The sequence below is a fragment of the Paenibacillus sp. FSL H3-0310 genome (assembly GCF_038002785.1).
Taxonomy (GTDB): Bacteria; Bacillota; Bacilli; order Paenibacillales; family Paenibacillaceae; genus Paenibacillus_AQ; species Paenibacillus_AQ odorifer.
Genome location: NZ_JBBODC010000003.1, coordinates 479,708 through 504,729, shown reverse-complemented (window position 1 = coordinate 504,729; position 25,022 = coordinate 479,708). Strand labels below are relative to the sequence as shown.

21 protein-coding genes are annotated in these 25,022 nt (G+C 46.0%); 4 read left to right on the top strand and 17 right to left on the bottom strand.

The features are described from left to right. Positions 1-51: 51 nt before the first annotated feature. The 7 genes from pulA to MHH63_RS28125 all read right to left on the bottom strand — a co-directional run bounded on the left by pulA (position 52) and on the right by MHH63_RS28125 (position 10,652). Positions 52-2,439 carry a type I pullulanase gene (gene pulA / locus MHH63_RS28155; RefSeq protein WP_341172324.1) on the bottom strand — a complete coding sequence of 796 codons (2,388 nt, stop codon included), beginning with the start codon at positions 2,437-2,439 and terminating at the stop codon, positions 52-54. A 380-nt stretch (positions 2,440-2,819) separates the two neighbouring features. Continuing rightward, the gene (gene ptsP, locus MHH63_RS28150) at positions 2,820-4,532 is read right to left on the bottom strand and encodes a phosphoenolpyruvate--protein phosphotransferase (protein WP_076126376.1); all 1,713 of its coding nucleotides are present in this window, start codon (positions 4,530-4,532) and stop codon (positions 2,820-2,822) included. Beyond that, on the bottom strand, positions 4,525-4,800 hold the full coding sequence (locus MHH63_RS28145; protein WP_076126374.1) for an HPr family phosphocarrier protein: 276 nt from the start codon (positions 4,798-4,800) through the stop codon (positions 4,525-4,527). Before MHH63_RS28145 ends, ptsP begins: the two co-directional genes overlap by 8 nt. A 98-nt stretch (positions 4,801-4,898) precedes the next feature. Beyond that, positions 4,899-6,968 carry a glucose-specific PTS transporter subunit IIBC gene (gene ptsG / locus MHH63_RS28140; RefSeq protein WP_076135917.1) on the bottom strand — a complete coding sequence of 690 codons (2,070 nt, stop codon included), beginning with the start codon at positions 6,966-6,968 and terminating at the stop codon, positions 4,899-4,901. Positions 6,969-7,233: 265 nt separating this feature from the next. Then, entirely contained in the window at positions 7,234-8,112 is an 879-nt protein-coding gene (glcT, locus tag MHH63_RS28135; protein WP_076126370.1) for a glucose PTS transporter transcription antiterminator GlcT, read from the bottom strand. Between the two features lie 411 nt (positions 8,113-8,523). Next, a complete protein-coding gene (locus MHH63_RS28130) occupies positions 8,524-10,116 on the bottom strand; it encodes a flotillin family protein (RefSeq protein ID WP_081392480.1) in 1,593 nt (530 codons plus the stop codon). Beyond that, on the bottom strand, positions 10,116-10,652 hold the full coding sequence (locus MHH63_RS28125) for a hypothetical protein (RefSeq protein ID WP_042186148.1): 537 nt from the start codon (positions 10,650-10,652) through the stop codon (positions 10,116-10,118). The genes MHH63_RS28130 and MHH63_RS28125 overlap by 1 nt, the downstream gene beginning before the upstream one ends. Positions 10,653-11,105: 453 nt before the next feature. On the opposite strand from MHH63_RS28125, the gene MHH63_RS28120 reads away from it, so the two are divergent. Both MHH63_RS28120 and MHH63_RS28115 read left to right on the top strand, forming a co-directional pair. After that, positions 11,106-11,423 (top strand): transposase, encoded by a 318-nt coding sequence (locus MHH63_RS28120; RefSeq protein ID WP_036683594.1) that lies wholly within the window; start codon positions 11,106-11,108, stop codon positions 11,421-11,423. Next, positions 11,372-12,298 (top strand): IS3 family transposase, encoded by a 927-nt coding sequence (locus tag MHH63_RS28115; protein ID WP_341171986.1) that lies wholly within the window; start codon positions 11,372-11,374, stop codon positions 12,296-12,298. The genes MHH63_RS28120 and MHH63_RS28115 overlap by 52 nt, the downstream gene beginning before the upstream one ends. 406 nt (positions 12,299-12,704) lie before the next feature. On the opposite strand, the gene MHH63_RS28110 is transcribed toward MHH63_RS28115, so the two are convergent. The 5 genes from MHH63_RS28110 to MHH63_RS28090 form a co-directional block, all read right to left on the bottom strand. Next, complete coding sequence (locus tag MHH63_RS28110; RefSeq protein ID WP_341172323.1) at positions 12,705-12,905, bottom strand: hypothetical protein; 201 nt, start codon at positions 12,903-12,905, stop codon at positions 12,705-12,707. A gap of 54 nt (positions 12,906-12,959) precedes the next feature. Next, positions 12,960-14,123, bottom strand: a complete 1,164-nt coding sequence (locus MHH63_RS28105; RefSeq protein WP_076192845.1) for an iron-containing alcohol dehydrogenase — start codon at positions 14,121-14,123, stop codon at positions 12,960-12,962. Between the two features lie 163 nt (positions 14,124-14,286). After that, complete coding sequence (locus MHH63_RS28100; protein WP_341172322.1) at positions 14,287-15,867, bottom strand: UDP-glucose--hexose-1-phosphate uridylyltransferase; 1,581 nt, start codon at positions 15,865-15,867, stop codon at positions 14,287-14,289. A gap of 54 nt (positions 15,868-15,921) precedes the next feature. Then, positions 15,922-16,908, bottom strand: a complete 987-nt coding sequence (galE, locus tag MHH63_RS28095; RefSeq protein WP_036680993.1) for a UDP-glucose 4-epimerase GalE — start codon at positions 16,906-16,908, stop codon at positions 15,922-15,924. A gap of 4 nt (positions 16,909-16,912) precedes the next feature. Continuing rightward, positions 16,913-18,088, bottom strand: coding sequence for a galactokinase (locus MHH63_RS28090; protein WP_076126360.1), 1,176 nt, complete (start codon positions 18,086-18,088; stop codon positions 16,913-16,915). Between the two features lie 218 nt (positions 18,089-18,306). On the opposite strand from MHH63_RS28090, the gene MHH63_RS28085 reads away from it, so the two are divergent. Then, positions 18,307-19,173 (top strand): AraC family transcriptional regulator, encoded by an 867-nt coding sequence (locus MHH63_RS28085; protein WP_076126358.1) that lies wholly within the window; start codon positions 18,307-18,309, stop codon positions 19,171-19,173. 107 nt (positions 19,174-19,280) lie between these two features. Here MHH63_RS28085 and mgrA read toward each other — a convergent pair whose 3' ends face one another. The 4 genes from mgrA to MHH63_RS28065 all read right to left on the bottom strand — a co-directional run bounded on the left by mgrA (position 19,281) and on the right by MHH63_RS28065 (position 22,704). After that, positions 19,281-20,279 carry an L-glyceraldehyde 3-phosphate reductase gene (mgrA, locus tag MHH63_RS28080; RefSeq protein WP_341172321.1) on the bottom strand — a complete coding sequence of 333 codons (999 nt, stop codon included), beginning with the start codon at positions 20,277-20,279 and terminating at the stop codon, positions 19,281-19,283. 107 nt (positions 20,280-20,386) lie between these two features. Then, positions 20,387-21,127, bottom strand: a complete 741-nt coding sequence (locus tag MHH63_RS28075; RefSeq protein ID WP_076192851.1) for an NAD-dependent protein deacylase — start codon at positions 21,125-21,127, stop codon at positions 20,387-20,389. A gap of 34 nt (positions 21,128-21,161) precedes the next feature. Then, complete coding sequence (locus tag MHH63_RS28070) at positions 21,162-21,926, bottom strand: HAD family hydrolase (RefSeq protein WP_076192853.1); 765 nt, start codon at positions 21,924-21,926, stop codon at positions 21,162-21,164. A 34-nt stretch (positions 21,927-21,960) separates the two neighbouring features. Then, complete coding sequence (locus tag MHH63_RS28065; RefSeq protein ID WP_076126350.1) at positions 21,961-22,704, bottom strand: alpha/beta hydrolase; 744 nt, start codon at positions 22,702-22,704, stop codon at positions 21,961-21,963. Between the two features lie 193 nt (positions 22,705-22,897). Here MHH63_RS28065 and MHH63_RS28060 point away from each other — a divergent pair, with 193 nt between their 5' ends. Further along, on the top strand, positions 22,898-23,938 hold the full coding sequence (locus tag MHH63_RS28060) for an acyltransferase family protein (protein WP_341172320.1): 1,041 nt from the start codon (positions 22,898-22,900) through the stop codon (positions 23,936-23,938). Between the two features lie 89 nt (positions 23,939-24,027). Here the strand turns inward: MHH63_RS28060 and MHH63_RS28055 are convergent, their stop codons facing one another. Continuing rightward, a complete protein-coding gene (locus tag MHH63_RS28055) occupies positions 24,028-24,975 on the bottom strand; it encodes an ArsR/SmtB family transcription factor (protein ID WP_076126345.1) in 948 nt (315 codons plus the stop codon). Positions 24,976-25,022: the final 47 nt, after the last annotated feature.

Genomic DNA, 25,022 nt, shown 5'->3' with positions numbered 1-25,022 from the left:
AAAGCTGTCTCAGGAAAAACCAACCCTGAAACAGCTTTTTTTGTATGGCCTCTAACTGCTTAACCGAAGATGATCTTCTGAAATTTCGTCAATCTCCTGATCACGATCCCGAACTAAGACCTTGGTTAACTCTCCATTCGTAGAACAATCAATGAAACGGTCTCCGTCCCCATCTTTTTCTTCCCAATCATTAAGCCGCAAAATATATCCGATGGATTGGGTATCTGGCAGCACTTCGATGCGGGCTACTGCACGCCCGTTCTCCATATAACGGAAATCGCATTGTCCATCCTGGATTCCTGTATCCCAAACCCAAAGATTCCAGCCTTGGTAATTCTGATCTGGGCGTTCATAGTGTATTTCGATAATTTTAGAGCGTGGGGCTGGCTCACCACATTCATCATAAAGGACCATCATCGACAACCCTTCCACCTCTACCTCATTGCCTTCGATTCTGCGGATGGCTTCTATCCCGGCACGGGTATGGTCTACCACTACGTTCCAACTATCAGCAACCTCAGGAAGTGATACCGACATCCGGTCATTATTAGCATTGAAGACAACGGTAATATTATTCCAGAGATCACCTCCTGCATGGCTTCTAAGCAGATACGATACTATTCCGCCATCACAACGCAGAAATTCTAAGGAGCGTTCAATTTCCTGGCGGCCATGCAGACGAAATGCCGGATGTGTACGCCGCAGCTCGATCAGGCCTTTATAATATTGAAATACGGGCTTAAATGCGCTTTTCATATTCCAGCGGATCGAGTTGACCGCATCACCGCTGCGGTAGCTGTTATGATCTCCAAATTTACTGCGCAGGAGCTCATCTCCAGCATGCAGGAAAGGAATCCCCTGCGAGGTCAGAATCATTCCGTTAGCAAGCAAGGATCGACGTACAGTTTCATTACCGAGAATATTCTCCTGATCTACATTCACGTATGGATTGGCATGGGCCACTGCCTCTTCCAGATCTTCGTTATCCATGTTAGCGATTACCGGAAAATCAGCTTCCTGACTCCCTCCTTGAACGATAAGCATCTTATCCCATAAATTCAAATTATCATGGGCAGTTACATAGTTCACCGATTCCACAGGCGAGTCCGTAAACTCATGAATTGCTCCTTTAATTCCGGCTGCAATAGCACCTTCTTTGCCGTATTCGCCTGTCACGAACCCTCTTCCGAAGCCATCACTATCCCCTTTGATCGCTGAACGGAAGTTATCGTTGAAGACAGCATAGCCCTTGCCCCGTTGTACACCTTTTAGCGTTTTAGTGGCCAGCGGAGAATCTCCACCCGTCCAAGGTTCACCGTAAAGCAACAGATTCGGATTCACTTCTAGCCGAAGCTCTTCGGTAATCTCCCGCATGGTAACACTGTCCATCAGTCCCATTAGATCAAACCGGAAACCATCCATATGATATTCCGAAGCCCAATAAGATAAGGAGTCCTTAATAAATTTACGGACCATCGGACGTTCTGTAGCCAGCTCATTGCCAACCCCGGAGCCATTCGACAAACGTCCCGTAAAATCGCGGCGATAGAAATAATCTGGGACAAGCGGCTCAAAGGGGCCATTCTCCACAGCATACGTATGGTTGTAAACGACATCCATAATTACCGCGATCCCGCGGCTGTGTAAGGCCTGCACCATCTCTTTAAATTCACGAATCCGCAAGCCAGGATTGGCAGGATCGGTGCTGTAAGATCCTTCAGGTACATTATAATGCTGGGGATCATACCCCCAATTGTAGTCCATATTAGCTATGGAGGAACCCCGATTGACCACCTTCAGCTCATCCACGGTCTGAAAATCAAATACCGGCATCAGATGTACATGGGTAATCCCTAATTCAGCCAGATGATCAATCCCCACTGTATTTCCTGCCGAATCCTTTAATCCAAATTCGGTAAATGCTTTGAATTTACCCTTATAATGCATACCTGAGCTCTCATGTGAGGAGAAGTCACGAACATGCAGTTCATAAATCACTGCGTCGGCAGGATGCTGTAACGGAGGCGCTACATCCTGATCCCAATGTTCTGGATTCGTATCCTGCAAATTAACGATTGCTGATCTTAAACCATTTGCAGATACGGCTCTTGCATAAGGATCTACTGCTTCCGTCACATTGCCATCTGCAAAAACAGCACGGTACATATAATATTTCCCTTTTAGATCACCTGATAACTTGGTCTGCCAGACTCCACCATTACTACGCTGCATATATACAATACGACCATTGTCCATAGCACTCTTAGGTGACTCAGTATTCAGTTGATGCCCACCTGTTTCGTACAGTACAAGGGACACAGCAAGTGCCGTAGGTGCCCAGACTTTAAATACACTGTACTCCGTTGAATACGTCAAGCCTAAATCCTTGCCCTCGTAGACTTCCATCATCAATTCTGCATTTATATAATTTTTACTCATGAATTAACACCATCCTATGGCTCCCCACCTAACCTGTGGGGTTGCTTATAAGTCCATATATTACCAATTCATTTCATATTAATACTTGCACAGCGCTGCAAGTCGGCAAATGGAGTATAAACTTTCTATGGATCCTTACTATTATATGTACGACATATTTATAGGTTTGGGTTCCTTATCGACTTTATGCTCATTACTAATACTATCGGTATAGACATCTGCGCAATAAAGAAAATAAACAGTGAACAGTAAATGAGGTCGAATTACAGAAAATTATAGGTTAAAAAACATAAAAAAGCCGACCTCCAGCCATCGGAAGTCGGCAATAGTAGTTGGAAAAACAGTAGAACGCTAAAACGGATTAATGCATGCGTAAAAAGTTACTTAGCGATACTTTGAACAAGCGCAGCGACTTCTTCAGCCGTGCCAAGCTGCAACGCTTTTGCAGCCAAATCCTTCATGTCGGCAGCCGACAATTTAGAAATTTGACTACGCGCTGGCAAAATGGAAGTTGCACTCATGCTGAATTCGTCGAGACCAAGACCCAGTAGCAGCGGAATAGCTGTTGCGTCACCAGCCATTTCACCACACATCCCCGTCCATTTACCTTCTGCATGGGCTGCATCAATTACATTTTTGACCAAACGCAGGATGGCTGGATTGTAAGGCTGATACAGGTAAGATACCTGTTCATTCATACGGTCCGCAGCCATTGTATATTGAATAAGATCATTCGTACCGATACTGAAGAAATCAACTTCCTTAGCAAACTGGTCAGCCAGTACAGCAGTTGATGGAATCTCAACCATTATGCCAAGCTGAATGTTGTCTGATACTTCCTTACCTTCTTCCCGAAGCTTAGCTTTCTCTTCGAGCAAAAGATCACGTGCAGCACGGAATTCACCAAGCGTAGCTATCATAGGGAACATAATGCGAAGATCCCCGTGAACACTCGCTCTTAGTAACGCGCGTAATTGAGTACGGAAAATATCCTGACGATCCAGGCAAAGACGGATCGCACGGAAACCAAGGAAAGGATTCATTTCCTTCGGAAGGTCAAGATAAGGCAGCTCTTTATCGCCACCGATATCCAGGGTACGTACGACTACCGGCTTACCCTTCATGTTCTCAAGTACAGTACGGTAGGCGTTATATTGAATTTCCTCAGAAGGCAGCTTATCGCGACCCATGTAAAGGAACTCAGTGCGGTACAGACCTACACCTTCGCCACCATTCTCAATGACACCATTCACATCATTTGGTGTACCAATATTGGCAGCTAGCTCAACATGTTTACCGTCTGCTGATACTGTAGGTTCGTCGCGAAGTTTCTTCCATTCTGCGATTTGCAAGTCGTAAGCTTCCTGCTTGCGAGTGTACTCTGCCACTTCAGCTTCGCTAGGATTGATCAGAACGTCTCCGTTCAGACCATCGACAATCACCAAATCGCCAGAATTCACTTCTGACAGAACCGTTTTAGTTCCCACAACCGCTGGAATTTCCAAAGAACGTGCCATAATTGCAGAGTGAGAAGTCCGTCCACCGATGTTCGTTGTGAAGCCTTTAACGAACTTACGATTAAGCTGTGCTGTATCCGATGGTGTTAGATCTTGAGCAATCACGATTACTTCTTCACTGATTTCTGCAGGACTTACATAATGAATGCCCAGCAGGTGGTTCAGCAAGCGCTTGGTAACATCACGCATATCAGCTGCACGTTCCTGCAGATAGGCACTCTTCATATTTTCGAACATCTCAATGAATTGCGTAGCCACTTCGTTTAGCGCATAGTCCGCGTTAACCGATTCCTCACGGATTTTATCAATTACAGGATTGATCAGCTCTGGGTCATCAAGAATAAGCAGATGTGATTCGAAAATCTCAGCCTTTTTCTCCCCCAGCTCTGCCAAAGTACGCTCTTTAATCGTTTGCAGCTCCACTCTTGATTTGGCGAGTGCATCATTCAACTTAGCGACTTCTGCTTCAGTATCACTGATACTTGTCTTCGTAATCGTATAATCCGGATGTTTCAGGATAAAAGCACGGGCTACTGCAATCCCTGCTGAAGCCGCGATTCCTGAAATCTTATTCATGGATTTCCCCTAGCCCTTCTTTAATCATTACTTCTTGAAGAGCGTTCAAAGCTTCTGCTTCTTCGCTTCCTTCAGTAATCAAAGACAAAGTATCTCCAGCTTCAAGACCCAATGACAATACGCCAAGAATGGATTTCAAAGTTACTTTTTTACCTTTAGCTTCTGCATATGCTTCTGTACCTTTGAATTTTGTTGCTGTATTTACCAAGGCAGTTGCTGGACGTGCGTGAATTCCATCTTCATCGACAATTCTGAATGTTTTTTGCATAATATTATCCAACTCGCTTTCTGTTATTAAAGTATTTTAAATTTATAGTGAAAGCTTCGCTTCCTTGTATGAACAAGGAAGCATCGGCCCTTGCACTTTTACTGAATCGTAATGATGTCTTGGTCTCCTATAGAAACCTTACCCGGCTTCTTCAATGTTACAGAAGAGCCTTCTGGTAAATTAGAGAAAATAACAGGTGAGATTACAGAAGGTGCATGTGCTTTTACATACTCTAAATCCACTTCCATAATCGGTTGTCCAGCCGCTACAAGATCGCCCTCTTCAACTAATACCGTGAAGCCTTGACCTTTAAGCTTAACCGTATTAACCCCAATATGAACGAGCACTTCCTTGCCTCCGTCAGACATAATACCGATGGCATGTTTGCTCGGGAACACGTTAAATACCTTACCGTAAACCGGTGAAGCAATCTTCCCATCTTCGGATAGGAACGCGAAGCCGTCGCCCGTCATTTTTTGGGAGAATACTGGATCTGGCACCTCTGTGATATCCAACAATTCACCGTTTACTGGAGATACGATATCTTCCTTGATAATCGCTTCACCAGCTTCACCTGCCTGTTGTTCTTCTTCTGGCTCTGGAGTAACCACTACTGGAGCTGCTGAAGCTGCAGGTGTCTTTCCGTTAATCACATCTTGAATCTGCGATTTAATCGTATCTGAACGTGTGCCAAAAATCGCTTGAACGTTATTACCCACTTCCAGCACACCTGATGCACCAAGTTTCTTAAGACGGTTCTTGTCTACGCCTGCCTTATCTTTAACTTCAACACGAAGGCGGGTAATACAAGCGTCTAGATGAGTGATGTTTTCTTTACCACCTAGAGCGGACAAAATGTTCCGCGGTAGATCATCACCGGCTCTGGAGACAGACTCCGTATTCACTTCTTCTTCTTCATTCGTATCTTCTTCACGACCCGGTGTCATAAGATTGAATTTCCGAATTACAAACCGGAAGCCGAAGTAATAAATTAAGGCAAGGACCAGACCTACCGGAATGACCAGCCACCAAGCTGTACGGTTCGGGATAATACCGAAGAGCACAAAATCGATAAAGCCACCCGAGAATGTCATGCCGATTTTAACATCCAGAATATGCATAGTCATAAAGGACAGACCTGCAAACACAGCATGTACAGCGAACAGCAACGGAGCCACGAATAGGAACGAGAATTCGAGCGGCTCAGTAATCCCTGTCAAGAACGATGTCAATGCCGCGGAAATCATCAAACTTCCGACGATCTTTTTATTCTGAGGTTTAGCTTCATGATAGATAGCCAAAGCCGCTGCTGGAAGACCAAACATCATGAATGGATATTTACCTGTAGTAAATGTCCCTGCTGTGAAGTCTACTCCATCGCGAAGCTGCTGCATGAAGATCCGTTGGTCACCACGTACCAATTCTCCAGCTTTATCAACGTAGGTACCAAATTCATACCAGAATGGAGAGTAGAAAATGTGATGCAGTCCAAAAGGAATGAGCGAACGCTCGATCGTTCCGAAGATAAACGCTGCAAGCGTTTTGTTCGTATCAATCATACTTTGTGACACATAGTTCAGACCATGTTGAATAGGTGGCCATACTATTGTCAGTAACAAGCCCAAGATTAGAGCTGTTACCGCCGTCATGATCGGTACGAAACGTTTACCTGCGAAGAAACCCAGGTAAGAAGGAAGCTCAATTTTGAAGAATCGCTTGTACATGGCCGAAGCCAATATACCGACGAGTATACCTCCAAACACCCCTGTTTGCAGTGTTGGAATCCCTAATACGCTGGCATACGAGAAGTCGCCTTGGCTCAGGACGTAATCATTAACGCCAATAACTGTACCCATCGTAATGTTCATTACGAGGAAACCGATAATGGCAGCTAGACCCGCAACACCTTCACCGCCGGCTAAACCTATCGCAACCCCCACCGCGAAGAGTAAGGCTAGATTATCAAATACAATTTGTCCTGAGTTCATCAATACGTTGGCAACAGCCTGAACAACATGGTTCTCCAGTGCTGGAACATATTGCAGGAAGTCTGGGTTTACCAGCATGTTTCCTATTCCAAGAAGCAAACCTGCCGCAGGCAGAATAGCTACTGGAAGCATCAGAGCTTTACCAACTCTTTGTAAAACACCAAACAACTTTTTAAACATTTAGGTTACTCCTTTCATTAATTTCACTAAAACAGATGCCAAAAAAGGCATGAGCAACACAGTATAGGAGTTGTAATCTAACGCTATCGTTAGATTGCCCCAAGAAGGGGGTTAACAACCAAAATACTGTAATTCACTCATGCCTGATCGAATCAGTTACACGCTCGATATTCTGTTTTGTTGATGACAGTGAACATTGTAGCATCGTTTTTTTTAAGTGGCAAGCGTTTTTTTTGAAACCATGATTTGTTACAACTTTTGCACTTTAAGGAGCTTCACCATTCTTGTCCATATCTTGTTCGTCCACTTTTTTCTGGGCAATACGCTGCAGATGAATCGTCAAATAACTTACCTCAGCTTGATACACGGGAATTCGCACACGCTGTTCGATAATTTTTGTTAATTTCCAAGCCAACGAATACATCTCAGGATACTCCCGTTTCATGAGTCCATCCAGGGTTGAGGTCTCTTGTACCGCCTCTCCGCGGCGTAATCTTTCTAGAACGAATCGCAGATGGGTTACCAGTCTTGAGTAATCAAGTGAATCACGTGGGATTCGATAGTCCAGATAATTCTCGACTAACCCAACCAGCTCTCCAATCAAGAGAGAATGTTGTCTAACCTCGGAAATTTGCCTATTACTAAGTGCGCTGACAATATGAAGAGCCACAAAACCTATCTCATCCACCGGCAATTCCACGCCCATAGCCTCATTGATCCGTCCAATCGCATATTCTGCCATCTTATATTCCTCAGGATAAATCTCCTTAGTTTCATACAAAAATGGATTATGAATTGGGATATCTTGTTCAAAACGACGGATAGCAAAGGAAATATGGTCGGTAAGTGCAATGTGAATATGCTCATTAAGCGGCTGACGGCTACAATGCATAATATGTAATACTATTTCTTGAACGACCTCAATCAACTTCTCATCCACTTGGGGAAGAAGCTGTTTATATTGTTCCTGCTCCTCCTGGCTGCGAAGAATAAACATCTTCTCCACGGAGGATAGATTAATCTGATCCCGCAGCTTGCGGTTAAACCCTATCCCTTTACCGATAACTACAACCTCGGAATATTGAGGATGCTGGGCAATGATAACGTTGTTATTCAACACCTTCGCCACTGTTATGCTACTCATTTTTGACACCTCTTTTATTTCTAAACACCTAACTTCCAGCAGCATACGCAATAAGAAATCGTACGATGAATACAAGCTTTGCTACCATCATAACACCAAGAATTGCATATTAGAAGAACACTCTGTGTCCTTACTAAGCTAGTAGATCAGAGTGAACAGCCTTAAAGGCTTTTATTTTACCTGAAAAAATCTTTAAACACCAGTGAAAGCGTCGATGTCTATATATACAATAATTCCCACGGGATGCCGATAAGCTATAAAGCTTCATCAAAAATCACCTGTAAACGCATGAGCTTTTTATCATGTTGTCTAATTTAGATCAAAACAGATCAAAACATAAAGATTAAGGTATGACCAGCAGCTTTGCCAGTCATACCTTAAGTAAATTAAAACCATATAAATTGCATTAAACTATTTTTCCTTTTGTTCAGGCACAGAAGTTAAAGTCTCGCTGGCTGTACTAGATGTTGCTGATGGCTGAATATAAGTTGCAGGTGTAGCTGGTGCAACAGGTGCGACTGGTGTAACTGATGCTCCTTTGCTTCCGGAAGCTTTAGAGGTCAACCCCTTGATCAGTGCCTCTACATCAATCCCTGAGACGCTCTTCAACATCTCTGGAGCGGTGGACATTAGCTGAGTCACATAATTGCTGACCCGGGCTGCACCTTCCCCGTTACCGGTATCTACAACGGTAAGTTTATCAATAGATGCCAGCGGCTTCGCAATTTGGCCAGCCAAATCAGGCAGCATTTTGACGATGATATCGAGCACCGCCGCTTCGCCGAATTTCTGGAAAGCTTCCGCCAGTTTCTCTTTGGCTTCTGCTTCCGCTAGACCGCGCAACCGGATAACCTCAGCATCCGCTGTACCTTTAGCCAGCTCTGCATCCGCCATCGCTTGACCTTCAAGACGCTTCTGCTCAGATGTCGCTTTAGCTTGCGTTTCAATACTATATTGCAAGGCATCTGCCTCACGCATTCTCTTCGCCTTATCGGCTTCCGCCGCTTGCTCAACTGCATAACGATCCGCTTCTGCTTTTTTCTTCACTTCAGCATCATACTGCTTCTCGCGAACTTGAATTTCTTTGGCTTGCAAATCGATTTCACGTTCCTTACGTACCAGCTCAACCTTCATCTGTTCTTCAACAACGGTCTGCTTTGCACGTGCCTCTTGAATATGATAAGCCTGGTCGGCTTCCGCTTTCGCTGTATCCTGATCCCGTTTAAACGCAGCCACCTTAAGCTGGTTTTCCTTGGAGGCTTCGGCAATATTCGTATCCCGCAGCAGCTCAGCTTTTTGCCCTTGCTCTTCTGCGTTTGCCTTTTGAATTCTCGCATCCCGCACTGCTTCTGCTTCAGCGATCTCTGCATCCCGCTTCACAGCAGCTATCCGCGGTTTACCTAGTGCCTCTAGATATCCATGTTTGTCTCGCACATCCTTGATGGTAAAGGAAACAATTTGCAGACCCATTTTCTTAAGATCACGCGCCGCCACGCCTTGAACCTCTTGCGCAAAGCGGTCACGGTTACGATATACTTCCTCAACGGTCATCGAACCGAGAATGGCCCGCAGATGACCTTCAAGAACCTCTTGTGCTTCGCTCTTCAGTGCTTCAATCGGTTTGCCCATAAATTGCTCAGCAGCTGTCGCCACATCTTCAGTTGAGCTACCCACTTTAATGATCGCCACACCGTCGGCAATAACCGGAACCCCTTGTTCGGTGTATACCTCCGGGGTCGTCACATCGAGTTTATGAGAAAGAAGCGACATAAATTCAGCCTTCTGAAAGACTGGGAGTATAAAGGCCCCGCCCCCGCGTACAATCTTTATTTTACGACCAGAACCATCGTCTGAAATATGATTTTTCCCCAAGAACGACCCCGTTACGATCATCCCTTCATCGGGTCCAACCGTTTTGTAACGTGCCCAGAATGCGATACCTAGCACAAACAAGACAGCAACGACAACAGCAGGGACTAACAAATACTCAGGAATACCGAACATTAAAGATCCACTCCTCTTCTCTTTTCGAATTCTGACACCAATGCAACGCCTTCTCTAACCTCCACTACAACAACTTTAATCCCTGCCGGAAGCAGCTCATGATCAAAGCTTGCTGCCGTATGCAGGCTATTGCCGGCGCCAAACTTTACCATAATCTCACCATAACCAGTGGCGGGAACAGGAATTGTGATTTCCCCGATCTTGCCAGGCAGATCACTCATTGAGAAACCATTGGACATTTCGCTTTTTTCCATGGGCTTAACCACCCCTAGATACATAAGTACTCCCAAAAAAGCGGCGGCTAACAAAGACAAAGCAATGATCGCCCCAGCTTCCAGAGCGCTGTACCGGGTTAGAAGAATGCCCGCTCCGCCGAACACGGTTATTCCTCCTGCCAGTACGGTGGGATTCAGAAAATCTACGGATACGAAATCAAAGACCCCATGCAAGGCATCTCCGATCACATCGCCCACCAGGACGCTGACTATGGCAAATATGACGCCTAGCGCCAAGCAGCCTAAATACAGCGTTTGCATTTTTATTTCCTCCTGTCTTCAATCAGGACTGTCATATTACATTAAACGTACAAAGTAGGTCCTTGGTTTCACAATCTTTGGATATTCACCCAAATAAGTTCCATTCAGAGGATAAGCATGCTCACATTGGCACTATTTTATTACATGTGCTGGGGCTGTCCTAAAGGCCGTTCAATAGTTGGTGGAGCACGGATTTTTGTTGGTAACACTCTCGCGCGTATGAAGAGGCTATGTTGCTTTCGCGCCTCGGCACCTCGGCCTATCGGACTCAGCAGACCCTATTCGCCGATTTATCCGACATTTGGTATGCTATCGGACCGCATAGTCCCTATTGGCATGAAAAACAACAAATATGAGGCTATTTCGAAGCAATAGTGTCTCTGGTGAAGCTAGAATAAAAAGTGGACAGTAGTTAACAGACTGGCGATAATGAGTCCACGGAGGTGTGTTCACATGGGAGAACATCGACAACGGTATAACGAAGAATTTAAAAAACAGACAGTGCAGTTCATTCAAGAGCAAACAAAGACAGTGGGCGACTTGGCGGAAGAGCTCAACATCCCAAAAAGTACCCTGCATCAATGGATGAGCCAGTATCGAGAATTAAAGAATGAACCGGCAGCTAGCGTGGATCGAGTACGAGAACTCGAGGCACAGTTGAAAGAAATGAGCCGTCAACTTCAAGAAAAAGATAACAAGATTGCCGATGTGGAAGAGGAATTAGCGATCGTAAAAAAAGCAGTGCACATCTTCAGCAAACCAAGGAACTGAGATTCCAGTTTATTGAAAAACATCGCTCCGAGTTTCTCTTGGAGAAGATGTGCATGACCCTACATGTGTCACGGAGCGGGTACTACAAGTGGCGGACAGAAAAAAACAGTACGCATATGCTTCGTAAGGCTGCGATAATGAAGCGAATTCAGTATCATTTTACAGACCATCAAAAGCGGTATGGGAGTCCGAAGATCACCCGCCTGTTACATCAAGAAGGTTATACCGTTACCGAACGCACGGTGAGTGTGTACATGCGACATATGAAGCTTCGCTCCATTGTCTCCAAAACGTATCGGGTACAGACCACTGACTCCAATCATGACCATCCGATTGCCCCGAATACGCTGAACCAGCAATTTAAAATACTCAAACCCAATTCAGTATGGGTTACCGACATTACGTACATTCCTTGCCGGGGAGGGCGCTTGTACCTGGCTAGTGTGATGGACCTTTGCACGCGCGAAATCGTGGGGTGGCGTTTGGAGAACCATATGGAAACTAGCTTGATTTCGGGCGCTTTACAAGATGCCTACGAAGCTAAACAACCGGAAAAGGGTCTATTACATCACTCCGATAGAGGTTCTCAATATACTTCTCATGAATACACGAAGCAGTTGAAAGCGTATGGCATGGAGTCCAGCATGAGCCGCAGAGGTAACTGTTATGATAACGCCTGTATCGAGTCGTGGCACAGCATTTTGAAAAAGGAGCTCATTTATTGTAATCCACGATTCAAAACTAAGGAGCAAGCCTACCAGACACTTTTTCAATATATTGAGTTTTACTATAACCGCAAGCGAATGCATGGCGCGCTGGGGTATCTTTCTCCAGTTCGTTTTGCTGAGCAATTGACTAGAATGTCTGTTGCGTGACTGTCCACTTTCTTGACAGAGGTCCATGGTGTCCGAAAACTTGCTCAAAAGGCTGAAAATTCGCATATAACGTCAGCTGGGTCCGTAGGGTAGGCGTGTATTGGTAGAGGAATCAGTCGTGTGGGGATCTTACAAACCCTAGTTGGTTGGGTAACACTCTCGCGCATATGAAGAGGCTATGCTGCTTTCGCACCTCGGCCCATCGGACTCAGCAGACCCTATTCGCCGATTTTTCCGACATTTGGTATGCTATCGGACCGCATAGCCCCTATTGGCATGAAAAACAGCAAATATAAGACCATTTCGAAGCAATAGTGTCTCTGGTGTCCGAAAACTTGCTCAAAAGGCTGAAAATTCACAGATAACGTCAGCTGGGTCCGTAAGACTCTGGAGGACGGTCGACGGATTAGATTACGGGTGCGAACAGTGATAGATGAGGTACGGACAGCAGCAGCGGAGGTTCGGCCAGCGGCAGCGGAGGTTCGCCAGCGGCAGCGAGATCTTGGGATGAGAGCGACCGAAAAGTATAGCAAGAGGAGCAAGTCACACTAGAACATAAATACAAAGAAGCGATTCTTCCATAACGGAGGAATCGCTTCTTTGACATTCTATTGCGACTTCTAGAATAAAGACAAATGGTCTCTTTTCATAGAAGAGTTACTTACAAAGCCATTTTATAAATCTCAACTACATCTTCACGCTCAAGCTTGCGGAAATTACCAAATGCTCCGAAACGAACAGCCTTGTCAGCCATACTGCCGATCTCGCTGTCATCAATATCATAATCTCCGAGCGTCTTCGGCGCACCGATGGAATCCCAGAAATTACGCAGAGCCTCAATACCTTCCAGCCCGATTTCTTCATCAGTCTTGCCAGCAGGATCAACTCCGAACACATTTACTGCAAGCTGACGGAAACGCGCAGGGTTTGTGCTGAGGTTATATTTCATCCATTGCGGGAACAAAATCGCCAAACCTCCACCATGTGGAATATCGTAAACAGCCGACACTGCATGCTCGATATTATGAGTCGCCCAATCTCCGGCAAAACCCATGCTGACCATTCCGTTAAGCGCCATCGTACCGCAGTACATAATGGTCTCACGCAGCTCGTAGTTGTTCAGATCTTCGATAAGCTTCGGCGCGGTTTCAATTACAGTGCGCAGCAAAGTTTCACAGAACCCGTCTTGTACCGGTGTATTGCCGTCTGTATGGAAATAGTGCTCCAGTACATGTGACATGATGTCCACCATGCCATAAACGGTCTGATCACGTGGCAGAGAAAAAGTGTTCTCTGGATCAAGAATCGAGAATGCCGGGTAGGCATGCACGCTGCCCCAGCCCATTTTTTCCTTAGTAACCTCGTTTGTGATTACGGAGCCATTATTCATTTCGGAACCCGTAGCAGCCATTGTCAGCACTGTACCCAGTGGAAGCGCGTCTTGAGCCGCTGCTTTACGCTCTACAAAGTCCCACATATCACCATCATATTTCGCTCCAACAGCAACAGCTTTTGCGCAGTCCAATACGCTTCCGCCCCCTACTGCAAGAACCAGGTCAATATTATGCTCCCGGCACAGCTCTACGCCTTTATGTACTGTGGAAAGACGTGGATTGGGTTCTACTCCAGAGAGTTCAGTCACTGTAGCGCCTATTGAACTCAGCTCAGCAACTACTTTATCGTACAGACCACTGCGCTTGATACTGCCGCCACCGTACATCAAAAGCACATTTTTACCGTACTTAGGCACCTCCGTCTTCAAGGCTTCAAGGGTACCCTGTCCAAAAATCAGCTTGGTAGGATTATAAAATTCAAATTTACGCATATGTGTAAACCTCCAGTAGTTAATTCATAATGTCTTACTCCTTCGTATTATAAACCTCTGGTTACCCGCATTCAAATTAGGTGGCTGGGTTTCGTCATTCCGAATAAAAAAAGATGCCCCAAGCCCATAGGCTTGAGGTCATCCTTAAATCCAAATTCACTTACTACAAAGCGCCGAAGCTTGTTACGAAACGGCGGAAAGCCGCTTGACCTTCTGGAGTCCGTTTGTAAACGCCAGCGTGTTCAAGAATATGCGTAAACTTGATGCCAACTTCGTTCTGCACAATCTTGAGCGCTTCCTCGTGTTGCAGTGCAGTTCCGAATCGCTCCACCAGCTCCTGAATCCAAGCCGCATGCTGCGCAAGAGAATGACTAGGGTCATTCTTCACCGCTTCTAACAGCGCTTGATCTCCTGCAAGAATACCTGCGATGGAATCGAGTTCTTCCTTCAAACGGCCCGGCAGAATCGCCAGTCCCATAACTTCAATCAAGCCGATGTTTTCTTTCTTGATATGATGCATTTCCCGGTGTGGATGAAAAATCCCTTCAGGATATTGCTCATTAGTCCGGTTATTCCGCAGCACAAGATCCATCTCGAAGCTGCCGTCCTCGGCCCGGCGTACGATAGGAGTAACGGTATTATGAGGTTGTACTTCACCGTCAACCTCACTAAAGGCTAGCACTTCCGCCTCTGGATCGCTGTAGGCTTTCCAAGCTTCATAAAGCGCATTTCCGCATTCCAATAGAACCGCAGGATCTTCTCCATTTAAGCGCAATACGGACATCGGCCATTTTACGATATTAACGCTGACACCCGGATAAGAAGCATGTGTAAATGTATCTTCCTTAGGCGCTTTTTGAATCGGGAATGTGTGGCGTCCGCCCTGAAAATGGTCATGCGTCAGAATAGAGCCGCCAACAATCGGTAAGTCTGCATTGGAGCCAATAAAATAATGCGGGAATGATTCCACGAAGCTAAGCAGCCGCTTCAAGGTATCCTTGGTAAGCTTCATTGGCACATGATCATGATGGAATACAATACAGTGCTCATTGTAGTAAACATATGGCGAATATTGGAAGAACCATTTTTCATTATTCAGGTTAAGTGGAATGATACGCAGGTTCTGGCGTGGCGGATGATTGATCCGTCCGGCATAACCTACATTCTCACGGCACAGCAGACATTTCGGATAGACTGGCGGCGGGAGCAGCCGAGCCATTGCGATTTCCTTCGGATTTTTCTCAGGCTTGGACAAATTGATCGTCATTTCAATGTCTCCGTACGGCGAATCCTGCAGCCAGTAGACATTCTTCGAGATCCGATCCATCCGAATATAGTTCGAATCAATGCTCAATTTATAAAAACGATCTGTAGCCGCGGAGATGCCTTTTTCAGCGGTCAGACTATAGAACTCAGCATTTACATCCGAAGGACGGGCCATGAGAAGTCCCATAATCTTGGCATCCAGCAAGTCACGGTAAGTGTCACTATTCTCTGGGATCAATCCGATTTCAAAACCATAATCAATCAGTGCATCGAGTGGAGCCTGCGGCCCTTCCAATGGACTTTGATCGATGTCACCTACATGCGGCTCACTGAAACCGAACTGTTCGAGCAGCACATTACGGCTATAATCTTCATCGGATGGAGCTATAAGCTGCTGGCGCAGTGCGAACAGAACAAGCTGCTCAATCGCATGTAATGCTTTCTGGCCAGCAGGTGTAATCTTATTCTCGTTGTGCATTTTAATTCTCCTTAAGTAGGGTCTCAAGTTCAAGATAAGCTAACCTAAAGTCCCTTATTCTCCGTATCCTTGCGGATTGGCAGAGTGCCAGTTCCATGCACTTTGAATGATATCTTCCAAATCTGCATGCTGCGGGTTCCATCCAAGGACGCTACGCGCTTTGTCGGAGGAAGCTACCAGCACAGCCGGATCGCCGGCACGGCGTTCTTGAATGACTACAGGAATTTCAAGTCCAGTAACCTTCTTCGCCGTTTCAATCACCTGTTTTACCGAGAATCCAAGTCCATTGCCCAGGTTGAAAATATTGCTGCTGCTTCCGCTGCGCAGGTAAGTTACCGCACGAACATGGGCGTCAGCCAGATCGCTGACATGGATGTAGTCGCGCACACAAGTACCGTCTTCTGTAGGATAGTCATCTCCGAAAACTGCGATACTGTCACGTTGCTTCAAGGCCGTTTGCAATACCAGCGGCACCAAATGACTTTCTGGACGATGGTCTTCACCGATTTTGCCACTGGCATGTGCGCCAGCTGCATTGAAGTAACGCAATGCTACGTATTTGATGCCCAGTACTTTGTCAAACCAAGCCATCATCCGTTCCATGGTCAGCTTAGTTTCTCCATACACATTGGCTGGTTCAGTGCGGTCTGTTTCTTCAATCGGCACCTTTTCCGGTTCGCCGTAGGTTGCGGCAGTGGACGAGAATACGATCTTGTTCACGCCAGCTTTTTGCATAGCTTCTAGAAGACACTGTGTACCATATACGTTGTTGTCGTAATATTTTACAGGGTCCTTCATGCTTTCTCCGACCAAAGAGCTTGCAGCAAAATGGATAACCGCTTCAATCTCATTTTCAGCGAACAGCTTACCCAGCAGTTCTTTATCACGCAGATCACCTTCGTACAGCTTGCCACCCAGCAGTGCCTCACGATGCCCTGTTAGCAGATTGTCGATGACCACCACTTCTTCGCCACGATCCAGCAGCTCCGCTACAGTATGAGACCCAATATACCCTGCTCCACCTGTTACTAAAATCGCCATCTGATTACACTCCCTTCAATTCTTGGACACCATTACCGATGCCGCAAACGTAGAACTCGCCAACCAAACCAGATCTTGTGGTATAGGCTTCACCAACTTCACGAATAAAACGTTCTATATCATCTTCATGTACCAAAGATACTGTACAGCCTCCGAAACCCGCGCCAGTCATACGGGAACCGAGTGTACCTGGGATGCGCCCAGCTTCTTCAACCATAATATCAAGCTCTGCACAGCTAACTTCATACAAATCGCGCAAGGACGCATGCGAATCATTCATGAACTGTCCAAACTGCTTCAGATCATTGTTTTTTAATACCTCAACGGAATCTAGCACGCGTTGATTCTCTTCCACAACATGGCGAGCGCGGCGTCTTACAATTTCGTCTGTGATTTTATCTTGATGTGCTTCGAACTGTTCACGATTAAGCTGTGCCAGATAAGCTAGTGAAGGCACTTCTTTTTGCAAAATAGCCAATGCCTCATCACACTGCTGACGGCGTTCATTGTACTTGGAATCTACAAGCCCTCTGCGTTTGTTCGTGTTGCCGATAACCAATTTGTATGAACCTGTGATGAACGGTACCAAATTGTACTCAAGTGTGTCGCACATCAGCAGGATCGCATGATCGCGTTTGCCGTTAGCAACTGCGAACTGATCCATAATTCCGGAGTTTACACCTACGTACTGGTTCTCAGCACGCTGGGACAAAAGTGCAATCTCAACAGTGTCTGTATCGCCACCTTCGAGAGTCAGGAACGCATAAGCAGTAACGACTTCAAGAGAGGCCGAGGAGGACAAGCCTGCTCCATTCGGAATATCGCCATGAAACAGCAGATCGTACCCTTTGGATACTGGTGTGCTTTTCTTATCCAGCTCAACCATTACCCCAATCGGATAGTCAATCCATTCACCCGTTTTGGCCTTGCCAATTTCGCTATAATCAATAGAAGCTTCGTAAGGAAAATTAGTTGATGCAAAATTCACTTTGCTGTCACTACGTGGACGCACAATCAGCGTTGTACCGAATTCCAAAGCTGCGGGAAGTACATACCCGCCGTTATAATCCAAGTGCTCTCCGATGAGATTGACACGACCTGGTGCATAAAACACCTTAGCCTCTTCCCCGCTCACCCCATATTTTTCAATAAATTTGTTATTAAGTTCCTGTATGCTCATTAATGCCACTCCATCCTTTCGCTGCTTCAGCCAGTGGGAATTAGTAAAGCGTTCTTTATGTACTCATTATAATAGATTCATTCATCCTCTGATAATGCAATCATGTGTGTAATGTATGGATAAATGTGACTTCCCATAATATAATAATTACATATATTACTGTTACTCTCTAAACTATAAGCCATTAAATGACATTAACACAAGAAAGGCTGTCCCAAATGGAGCATACTTATTCCGTAGGATCCAATCCAGTGTATTACGATAAACAGAACCTTCATGTACTGTTTGCCGGCCAGAGTCAGACCCTGCCCATGCATCAAGCTGGACCCAAGATCTATGATTATTATTTGCTGCATTTCATAGAATCTGGCTCGGGCGTTTTCCGTACAGAACATCATAAATATGAGTTGGGTAAAGGGGACTGCTTCTTGATCCATCCGGGACAATTAGTCAGTTACGTCTCGGATAAAGACCAGCCCTGGTGCTATCGCTGGGCAGCTTTTACTGGCAGTGAAGCTGACGATCTGGTGCTGCAGACAGGGTTCACACCACAACAGCCTGTGGTGACTACAACAGGTGAAAGCCTCATTCCAGGTGCCCTATCCAGCATCATGCAAGCCTTCAACGCCAACAAAGAGAGTGCCCATCTGACTTCGCTTGGCTATCTCTATCTCATTGTCGGCGAAGCAGCTGATTTGCTCTCTTCCTTCTCTCGTCTTCCCGGCGCAGAATCACAGGTTAAGCGTACTGTGAAGCAAATGATCCACTACATGGCTTCTCAATATGCGCACCCGGTCTCTATTGAACAAATGTGTGATACGCTGGGTTATAATCGAGCCTACCTGTCCCGTGTATTTAAGCAAGAGACCGGATTATCTCCGGTGACCTACTTGCTGAAGCTGCGGATTGAAAAGTCCAGACAACTGCTGCGTGAACGACCGGAGCTGTCCGTGGAACAGGTAGCAGCATCTGTGGGGCTCACCGATGCTTTATACTTCTCTCGCCAATTCAAACGGTTTTGTGCCCAGTCACCGACGGCTTACCGGATGACTACAACGAGACAAGCAGAGAAACCTGAACGTTAGTTTGCCCTTAATCCATAAATCCATAAATCCATAAATCCATAAATCCACTATACAACAACAGCCCACCTTCCTTAACGTAAGGAACCGGGCTGTTACTGTTCAATATGCTATAGTTCTGTCTTTAAAATCGTTTCAATCCGCTCTAACTCCTCCGGACTGAAATCAGGATCAGCTAAAGCAGCTATATTCTCTTCAATCTGATCCACTCTGCTTGCTCCAATCAGGGCAGAAGTAACCTTGCCACCCCGGAGTGTCCAAGCCAGTGCAAACTGAGCCAGATTCTGTCCTCGCGAAACCGCAAGCTGATTAAGTGCGCGAATCCTCCGCTGCACCTCCGGTGTAATCCGGCTCTCATTCAAGGCGGCAGACGGCTTGGCAGCTCTTGACCCTTCTGGAATACCATTCAAATATTTGTTGGTTAACAAGCCTTCAGCCAAGGGTGTAAAAGCGATGCTTCCTACACCACTATGTTCCAGTACATCCTGTAAGCCGCCCTCAATCCAACGATCGAGCATAGAATAACTAGGCTGATGGATTAAGAGCGGTGTGCCCAGGCTTTTTAGAATACTGAGGGCTTCAGCCGTCTGCTCCGCATTATAGTTGGATAGTCCTATATATAAAGCTTTGCCAGAACGTACCGCATAATCCAGCGCCTGCATGGTTTCTTCAAGCGGTGTTTCCGGGTCTGGACGATGAGAGTAATAAATATCAACATAATCTAGGCCTAGCCGCTTCAGGCTCTGATCCAGACTAGCCAGCATATATTTACGTGAACCCCATTCCCCATAAGGGCCGGGCCACATGTTATACCCTGCTTTTGTAGAGATCACTATTTCATCACGATAAGGATACATATCATTGGCAAGAACTTTACCGAACAGCTCTTCTGCTGAACCAGCTGGTGGACCATAGTTGTTGGCCAGATCAAAATGGGTAATTCCAAGATCAAAAGCACGAGTGATCATTTCTCTGCCGTTCTCGTAATTATCGATCCCACCAAAATTCTGCCATAATCCTAATGAGATTGCTGGGAGCTTGAGACCTGAGTTCCCGCAACGATTATAACGCATGTTGTCATACCGTTTATCGTCTGCTACATATACCATTGCTTATCCCTGCCTCTCATTACACGCTGTTGTGAGCCTACCTTATCTTTAAACTTCTGAGCGTAATAATAATCTGGCAAGAGAAACCAAAGGACAGCTTTTTCCTTCTAGCTTAATAGATCCTTGACACTGCCCATTACTTTTCCAATTCGATCTGTAATCAGCAAATCCGCCTGATCATCATAAGGTGTGGGATCTCCGTTCAGCAGCACCGTACGTTTGCCCCGGAAATAAGTCACCAGACTGGCCGCAGGTTGAACCGTTAGCGAGGTTCCACCAATAATAAGCATATCTGCAGAGGCAATCGCTGCTACAGAGCCCATAAGCACGGAGTGATCCAATTCTTCTTCATATAAAACCACATCCGGCTTGATAATTCCGCCACATTCCGGGCAGTGAGGAACGATCTCAGTCATTTCCAGCAGTTGATCCAGCCCGTAATACCGTGAGCAGTCCATACAATAGTTGCGATGGATCGAACCATGCAGCTCAAGGACACTACGGCTACCCGCCTGCTGGTGCAGGCCGTCAATATTTTGCGTAATCACCGCTTTCAGCTTCCCCTGCTGTTCCAACTCCGCTAGTAGCTGATGCGCACCATTCGGACGGGCCTCTGGATGAATCATTTTACTGCGGTAAAAATCAAAAAAAATGTCCGGTGAGGACATAAAAAAAGTGCGGCTCAGCATCACTTCAGGTGGATAAGGTGAATTGTGCTGAGTTTGATATAATCCAGCTGCGGAGCGGAAATCAGGAATTCCACTCTCTGTAGACGTACCCGCCCCTCCGAAAAAAACGATATTGTCACTTTCTTTGATCCAAGAAGCAAGTGTCTGCAATTGATCCATGCTAAGTAGCACATCCTTTCCTTTTATTAGCTGATCAGTAAGTGATCCGAAGCTCATTGAAACCGGAAATGATTACATCTGCATCTATAAGGTGCTCCCCATCACCACTGGCGGAAATCCCAATTGCGAGGCGAAGCCCTGCACCTTTACCTAATTGCATATCGGCATTACTGTCCCCAATAATAATCGTCTCTTCAGGCGAAAGCCCTAACTCCCGGCAGGCCAATTCAGCCATTTCAGGAGCTGGTTTTCCGTTTTTTACTCTGTCCCTAGTAACTACCGAATCAAAATAGCCTGCCACATTAAGCCATTCCAAATGCTCTCCGGTGGTCTTTGCCCCGTCGGAGGTAACCACGCCAAGCTTAAGCGATGCCGCAGAGCATTGCTCCAAAAAAGAATGAAGTCCCGCTAAAGGCTGTGCCATACGGCGTCGGCGTAATTCATACATCGCGTTTTTAGTTATGCTTTTCACACGGGTCAGCGCTTCATTCCAAGGAACTCCTGCTGCATATAGCTGCCATGCGAGTACACCGTAACTTTCTTCTTCTGTAGCCATGGTAAGCGGCCCCGCCGGGTCGTACCCTATTAACTTCCCTTGCGGATCATGTTGCGTACCCAGCACCTTGCTGCGCTCTACAATAAATCCCGCTCCCATGATCGCAAGTTGATCTTCCAGTCCACGCAGCACAAGCTCCGCCCAATTCCCCCAGGTGGCTAATAGATCGAGTATTGTCCCGTCTTTATCAAACAATATTCCGGAGCAGGGAACGCATTCATCGTTAATGTGTAATATGGGCATGAATTGTTTCCTCCCTCTGTTGAATGACCCGTAACTACCTCAGATTTCCCAGCCAATCCAACAGGGCACTTACTGTGCGACTCTGCTGTTCTTCCTCGGATATTGTGGCTTCGCCGTCCCCCTTCTGAGGCCCGTAGCTGCCAAATTGCGCATGATTCCCACCTATAATTGAACTATAAACTGTATTATCTGGCAGATAGGAGCGCCCTTTGTTGTAGCTATCTCTGTCAATCACTTGATCCTCAGTACCCACAACCGACAACACTGACAAAGTAGTCTCTCGTAGACTGCCCTTTTCATCTGGATAAGAGGCTAAGAAAAATACACCTTCCAGCTGGTCCGTATGCTCAATTGCGTAACGTGAGGCCATGACACCCCCAAGTGAATGTCCACCCAGCACAAAAGATTGCTTCGGATGCACACGAATAATCTCTTCTGCAGCATCCCCCTTCGTTACGGCTAAATTAAACGGCATTTTGGCGATGTAGAAGGGATGCCCTGCAGCAGCGACGCTCTTCGCAAGAGGGGAGTAAGCTTCCGGTTTAACCAAAGCCCCAGGATAAAATATAATCGAGGCGCCCTTAGTAATGGAAGGTTCGAACGAGATCCAATTATCATTCTGTTCGACGGTAACTCCACCACTTGAAATCAGTGCGGTTTCGGCTTCTTGAGCCGGTGCATATGGCGTTAAATACTTCCATATCAGCAACCCGGCTACCACTAAAATAATCAATACAAAAATAGCGACGCGACGCTTAGTTATTCTTCTCTTCAACATGTTCCACTCCCAGATGTTAATGCATATAAAAATTATAGTGGAATCCCTCTATTCTAACAACCTTCAACACATCGCCACATTTCGCACACATGATAACGTTTTCTATTGTGACTTAATTCACAATTAAATCAAAGAAAATCTAGTATTTTAAAATTAAATTAATTTGCATACAGCATAATTTGGAGGCTAAATCATGGTAGGGGAAAACTCGCTGGAAACGCGCGGAGAAACCTTTTTTCTCAACCTGCGTTTTATGCTTATTATCACTGTTTTTGCCGGTAATGCAATTGAACCTCTGATTAACAAAATGAGCGGAATACACGGATTATATATGTGGATTTTCAGCTTTCACATGCCGCTGTTCGTACTGGTGACCGGCTATTTCGCCAGAAAAAGCCTTGCCGGAACTACCGGCCGCAAAATGCTGCTGCAAATTGGATTGCAATACCTCATTTTTCAAAGCTTATATTCCGCACTCGACGTTTCCCTCTTTCATGTAAGCAACATCCAGCATTCCATTTTCGCACCCTATCTGCTCCTATGGTTTCTGGCCAGTCATGCCTGCTGGCGCCTCCTGATGCTCGGTATGAGCAGATGGTCCATAACCGCTAAGCTCCTCTTCGCTGTAACAGCGGGGGTGGCTGTCGGATATCTCCAGCTGGACGGTGTATGGTTTAGCATCAGCCGTACCTTTGTATATTTGCCTTTTTTCATTATCGGCTATCATTTCTCCTTCGAAACCTTCGTCAAGCTCTATCAGAAATATATCAAAATCTTTGCAGCAGCCGCCTCCATTCTACTCCTTGCCGTCATGGCCGCATGGGGGGCAGGATTTCCCTTTGGCTGGTTATATGGCAGCATGACCTATATGCAGCTTGATGCCAATGTATGGTATGCAGGCGTATACCGTCTGGGACTGTACGGACTACAAATTGTCGCTTCACTCGCTTTCCTCGGCCTCGTACCTTACGGAGCGAGCCGCATGACCGACTGGGGGCGCCGCACGTTGTATGTTTTCCTGCTTCATGGTTTTATCGTTCGTCTGGCTGCCGTTTCCGGGATTTACACCTATATTGGCAATGCTGCTGGGGCAGTAGTCCTGCTGCTCACCGCCGTATTATTCACCGTATTGCTGGCTCAGCCGTCCGTTAAACGGCTCTTTCACCCGCTGGTTGAGCCGTCCGTTGACTGGATGATCACCCTTCAGCGTGCCGCCCTACGGCGCACACTCTAGCTTTACATCCAGAACAAACAAAGCAAGGCGGTTCCTTGGATACGAAGATTCGTTTCCGAGGAACCGCCTTGCTTTGTTCATCTCCTAAGCTAAAGTTCTACTTCATCCTGATCCATGGTATATTTTACCTTCATCATAATATGTTGTTCATAATCGCCAAACTGGCGCCCGAACAGGTTAAGTCCGCCTTGATGAACTGCATCAGGGTTGATTCCAATGCGCAGCCGCAATTTGGGGCTCCGGTTAATCAGAAGATCATTTAAGGAAACATTCGACACCTTCTCCATATCAAGTGTCGTCTTTTCATGGTCAACACGCCAGGTCTTGAGAAACCCGTATTGTGTAGATCCATCCCACCACCAGTTCGGATTCAGCTTGCCCCGCCGGTCACCGAAATCACCGGGACTGGTCCACATGCCGATCTCCGATCCATTCACCCATACAGAGATGTTCGAAGGCCAGTTCTGGTCATAATTCGGAGCTTCCGAACAGATCTCCATGGATAATTCCAGCGATTCAATTTGTGCTCCGGAGGGGATATCCATAGGCAGCAAATATTCCAGAAATCCTTTGCGGAGCCAGATCAGCTGAGCGTTGACATGTTTAGGGTGATAAAAGCTCGACGGTTCATCTTCTTTGATAATAAGACCCTCGCTATTAGCCATTCCGCAAGTAGGAGATACCTCACAGTCGCTATAATGGCCGATCGGCATCTCTACTTCATAGACATGAGTTAATCCCTTTGACATCGGTTCTTTCAAATTCAAGGCAATATGAAGATCATCATAATTCCGGCTGCAAACTTTCATTGCCCCGCGTGAAGCCGGAAGCAATTCTGTATGAATTAACTCTGCTGCTTCTAATACTTTAATATTGCTTGCTACCGTCGACACTGGAAGCTTCAGCCTCTCAGCGATTTCAATAATATTTAAGTTTTTGGAGTTTAAGAGCCGAAGAATATCAACCCTAGAACGAGTTGATAAAGCATGCGTTACTGTGACTAATTTTTCCGGGTCGTTTAAGCTAAGTTCCAGCACAAATCAGCTCTCCTTGTATCCTAATAATTATCCTAATCTTACTTCTT

Coding starts and splice junctions, on each gene's coding strand:
- MHH63_RS28065 (WP_076126350.1), bottom strand. CDS start 22,704: ATGTTGAAGAGAAGAATAACTAAGCGTCGCGTCGCTATTTTTGTATTG.
- MHH63_RS28145 (WP_076126374.1), bottom strand. CDS start 4,800: ATGCAAAAAACATTCAGAATTGTCGATGAAGATGGAATTCACGCACGT.
- MHH63_RS28105 (WP_076192845.1), bottom strand. CDS start 14,123: ATGCGTAAATTTGAATTTTATAATCCTACCAAGCTGATTTTTGGACAG.
- ptsG (WP_076135917.1), bottom strand. CDS start 6,968: ATGTTTAAAAAGTTGTTTGGTGTTTTACAAAGAGTTGGTAAAGCTCTG.
- MHH63_RS28090 (WP_076126360.1), bottom strand. CDS start 18,088: ATGAGCATACAGGAACTTAATAACAAATTTATTGAAAAATATGGGGTG.
- MHH63_RS28110 (WP_341172323.1), bottom strand. CDS start 12,905: ATGTCAAAGAAGCGATTCCTCCGTTATGGAAGAATCGCTTCTTTGTAT.
- galE (WP_036680993.1), bottom strand. CDS start 16,908: ATGGCGATTTTAGTAACAGGTGGAGCAGGGTATATTGGGTCTCATACT.
- MHH63_RS28125 (WP_042186148.1), bottom strand. CDS start 10,652: ATGCAAACGCTGTATTTAGGCTGCTTGGCGCTAGGCGTCATATTTGCC.
- MHH63_RS28085 (WP_076126358.1), top strand. CDS start 18,307: ATGGAGCATACTTATTCCGTAGGATCCAATCCAGTGTATTACGATAAA.
- MHH63_RS28075 (WP_076192851.1), bottom strand. CDS start 21,127: ATGGATCAATTGCAGACACTTGCTTCTTGGATCAAAGAAAGTGACAAT.
- ptsP (WP_076126376.1), bottom strand. CDS start 4,532: ATGAATAAGATTTCAGGAATCGCGGCTTCAGCAGGGATTGCAGTAGCC.
- MHH63_RS28060 (WP_341172320.1), top strand. CDS start 22,898: ATGGTAGGGGAAAACTCGCTGGAAACGCGCGGAGAAACCTTTTTTCTC.
- MHH63_RS28120 (WP_036683594.1), top strand. CDS start 11,106: ATGGGAGAACATCGACAACGGTATAACGAAGAATTTAAAAAACAGACA.
- glcT (WP_076126370.1), bottom strand. CDS start 8,112: ATGAGTAGCATAACAGTGGCGAAGGTGTTGAATAACAACGTTATCATT.
- MHH63_RS28130 (WP_081392480.1), bottom strand. CDS start 10,116: ATGTTCGGTATTCCTGAGTATTTGTTAGTCCCTGCTGTTGTCGTTGCT.
- pulA (WP_341172324.1), bottom strand. CDS start 2,439: ATGAGTAAAAATTATATAAATGCAGAATTGATGATGGAAGTCTACGAG.
- MHH63_RS28100 (WP_341172322.1), bottom strand. CDS start 15,867: ATGCACAACGAGAATAAGATTACACCTGCTGGCCAGAAAGCATTACAT.
- mgrA (WP_341172321.1), bottom strand. CDS start 20,279: ATGGTATATGTAGCAGACGATAAACGGTATGACAACATGCGTTATAAT.
- MHH63_RS28070 (WP_076192853.1), bottom strand. CDS start 21,926: ATGCCCATATTACACATTAACGATGAATGCGTTCCCTGCTCCGGAATA.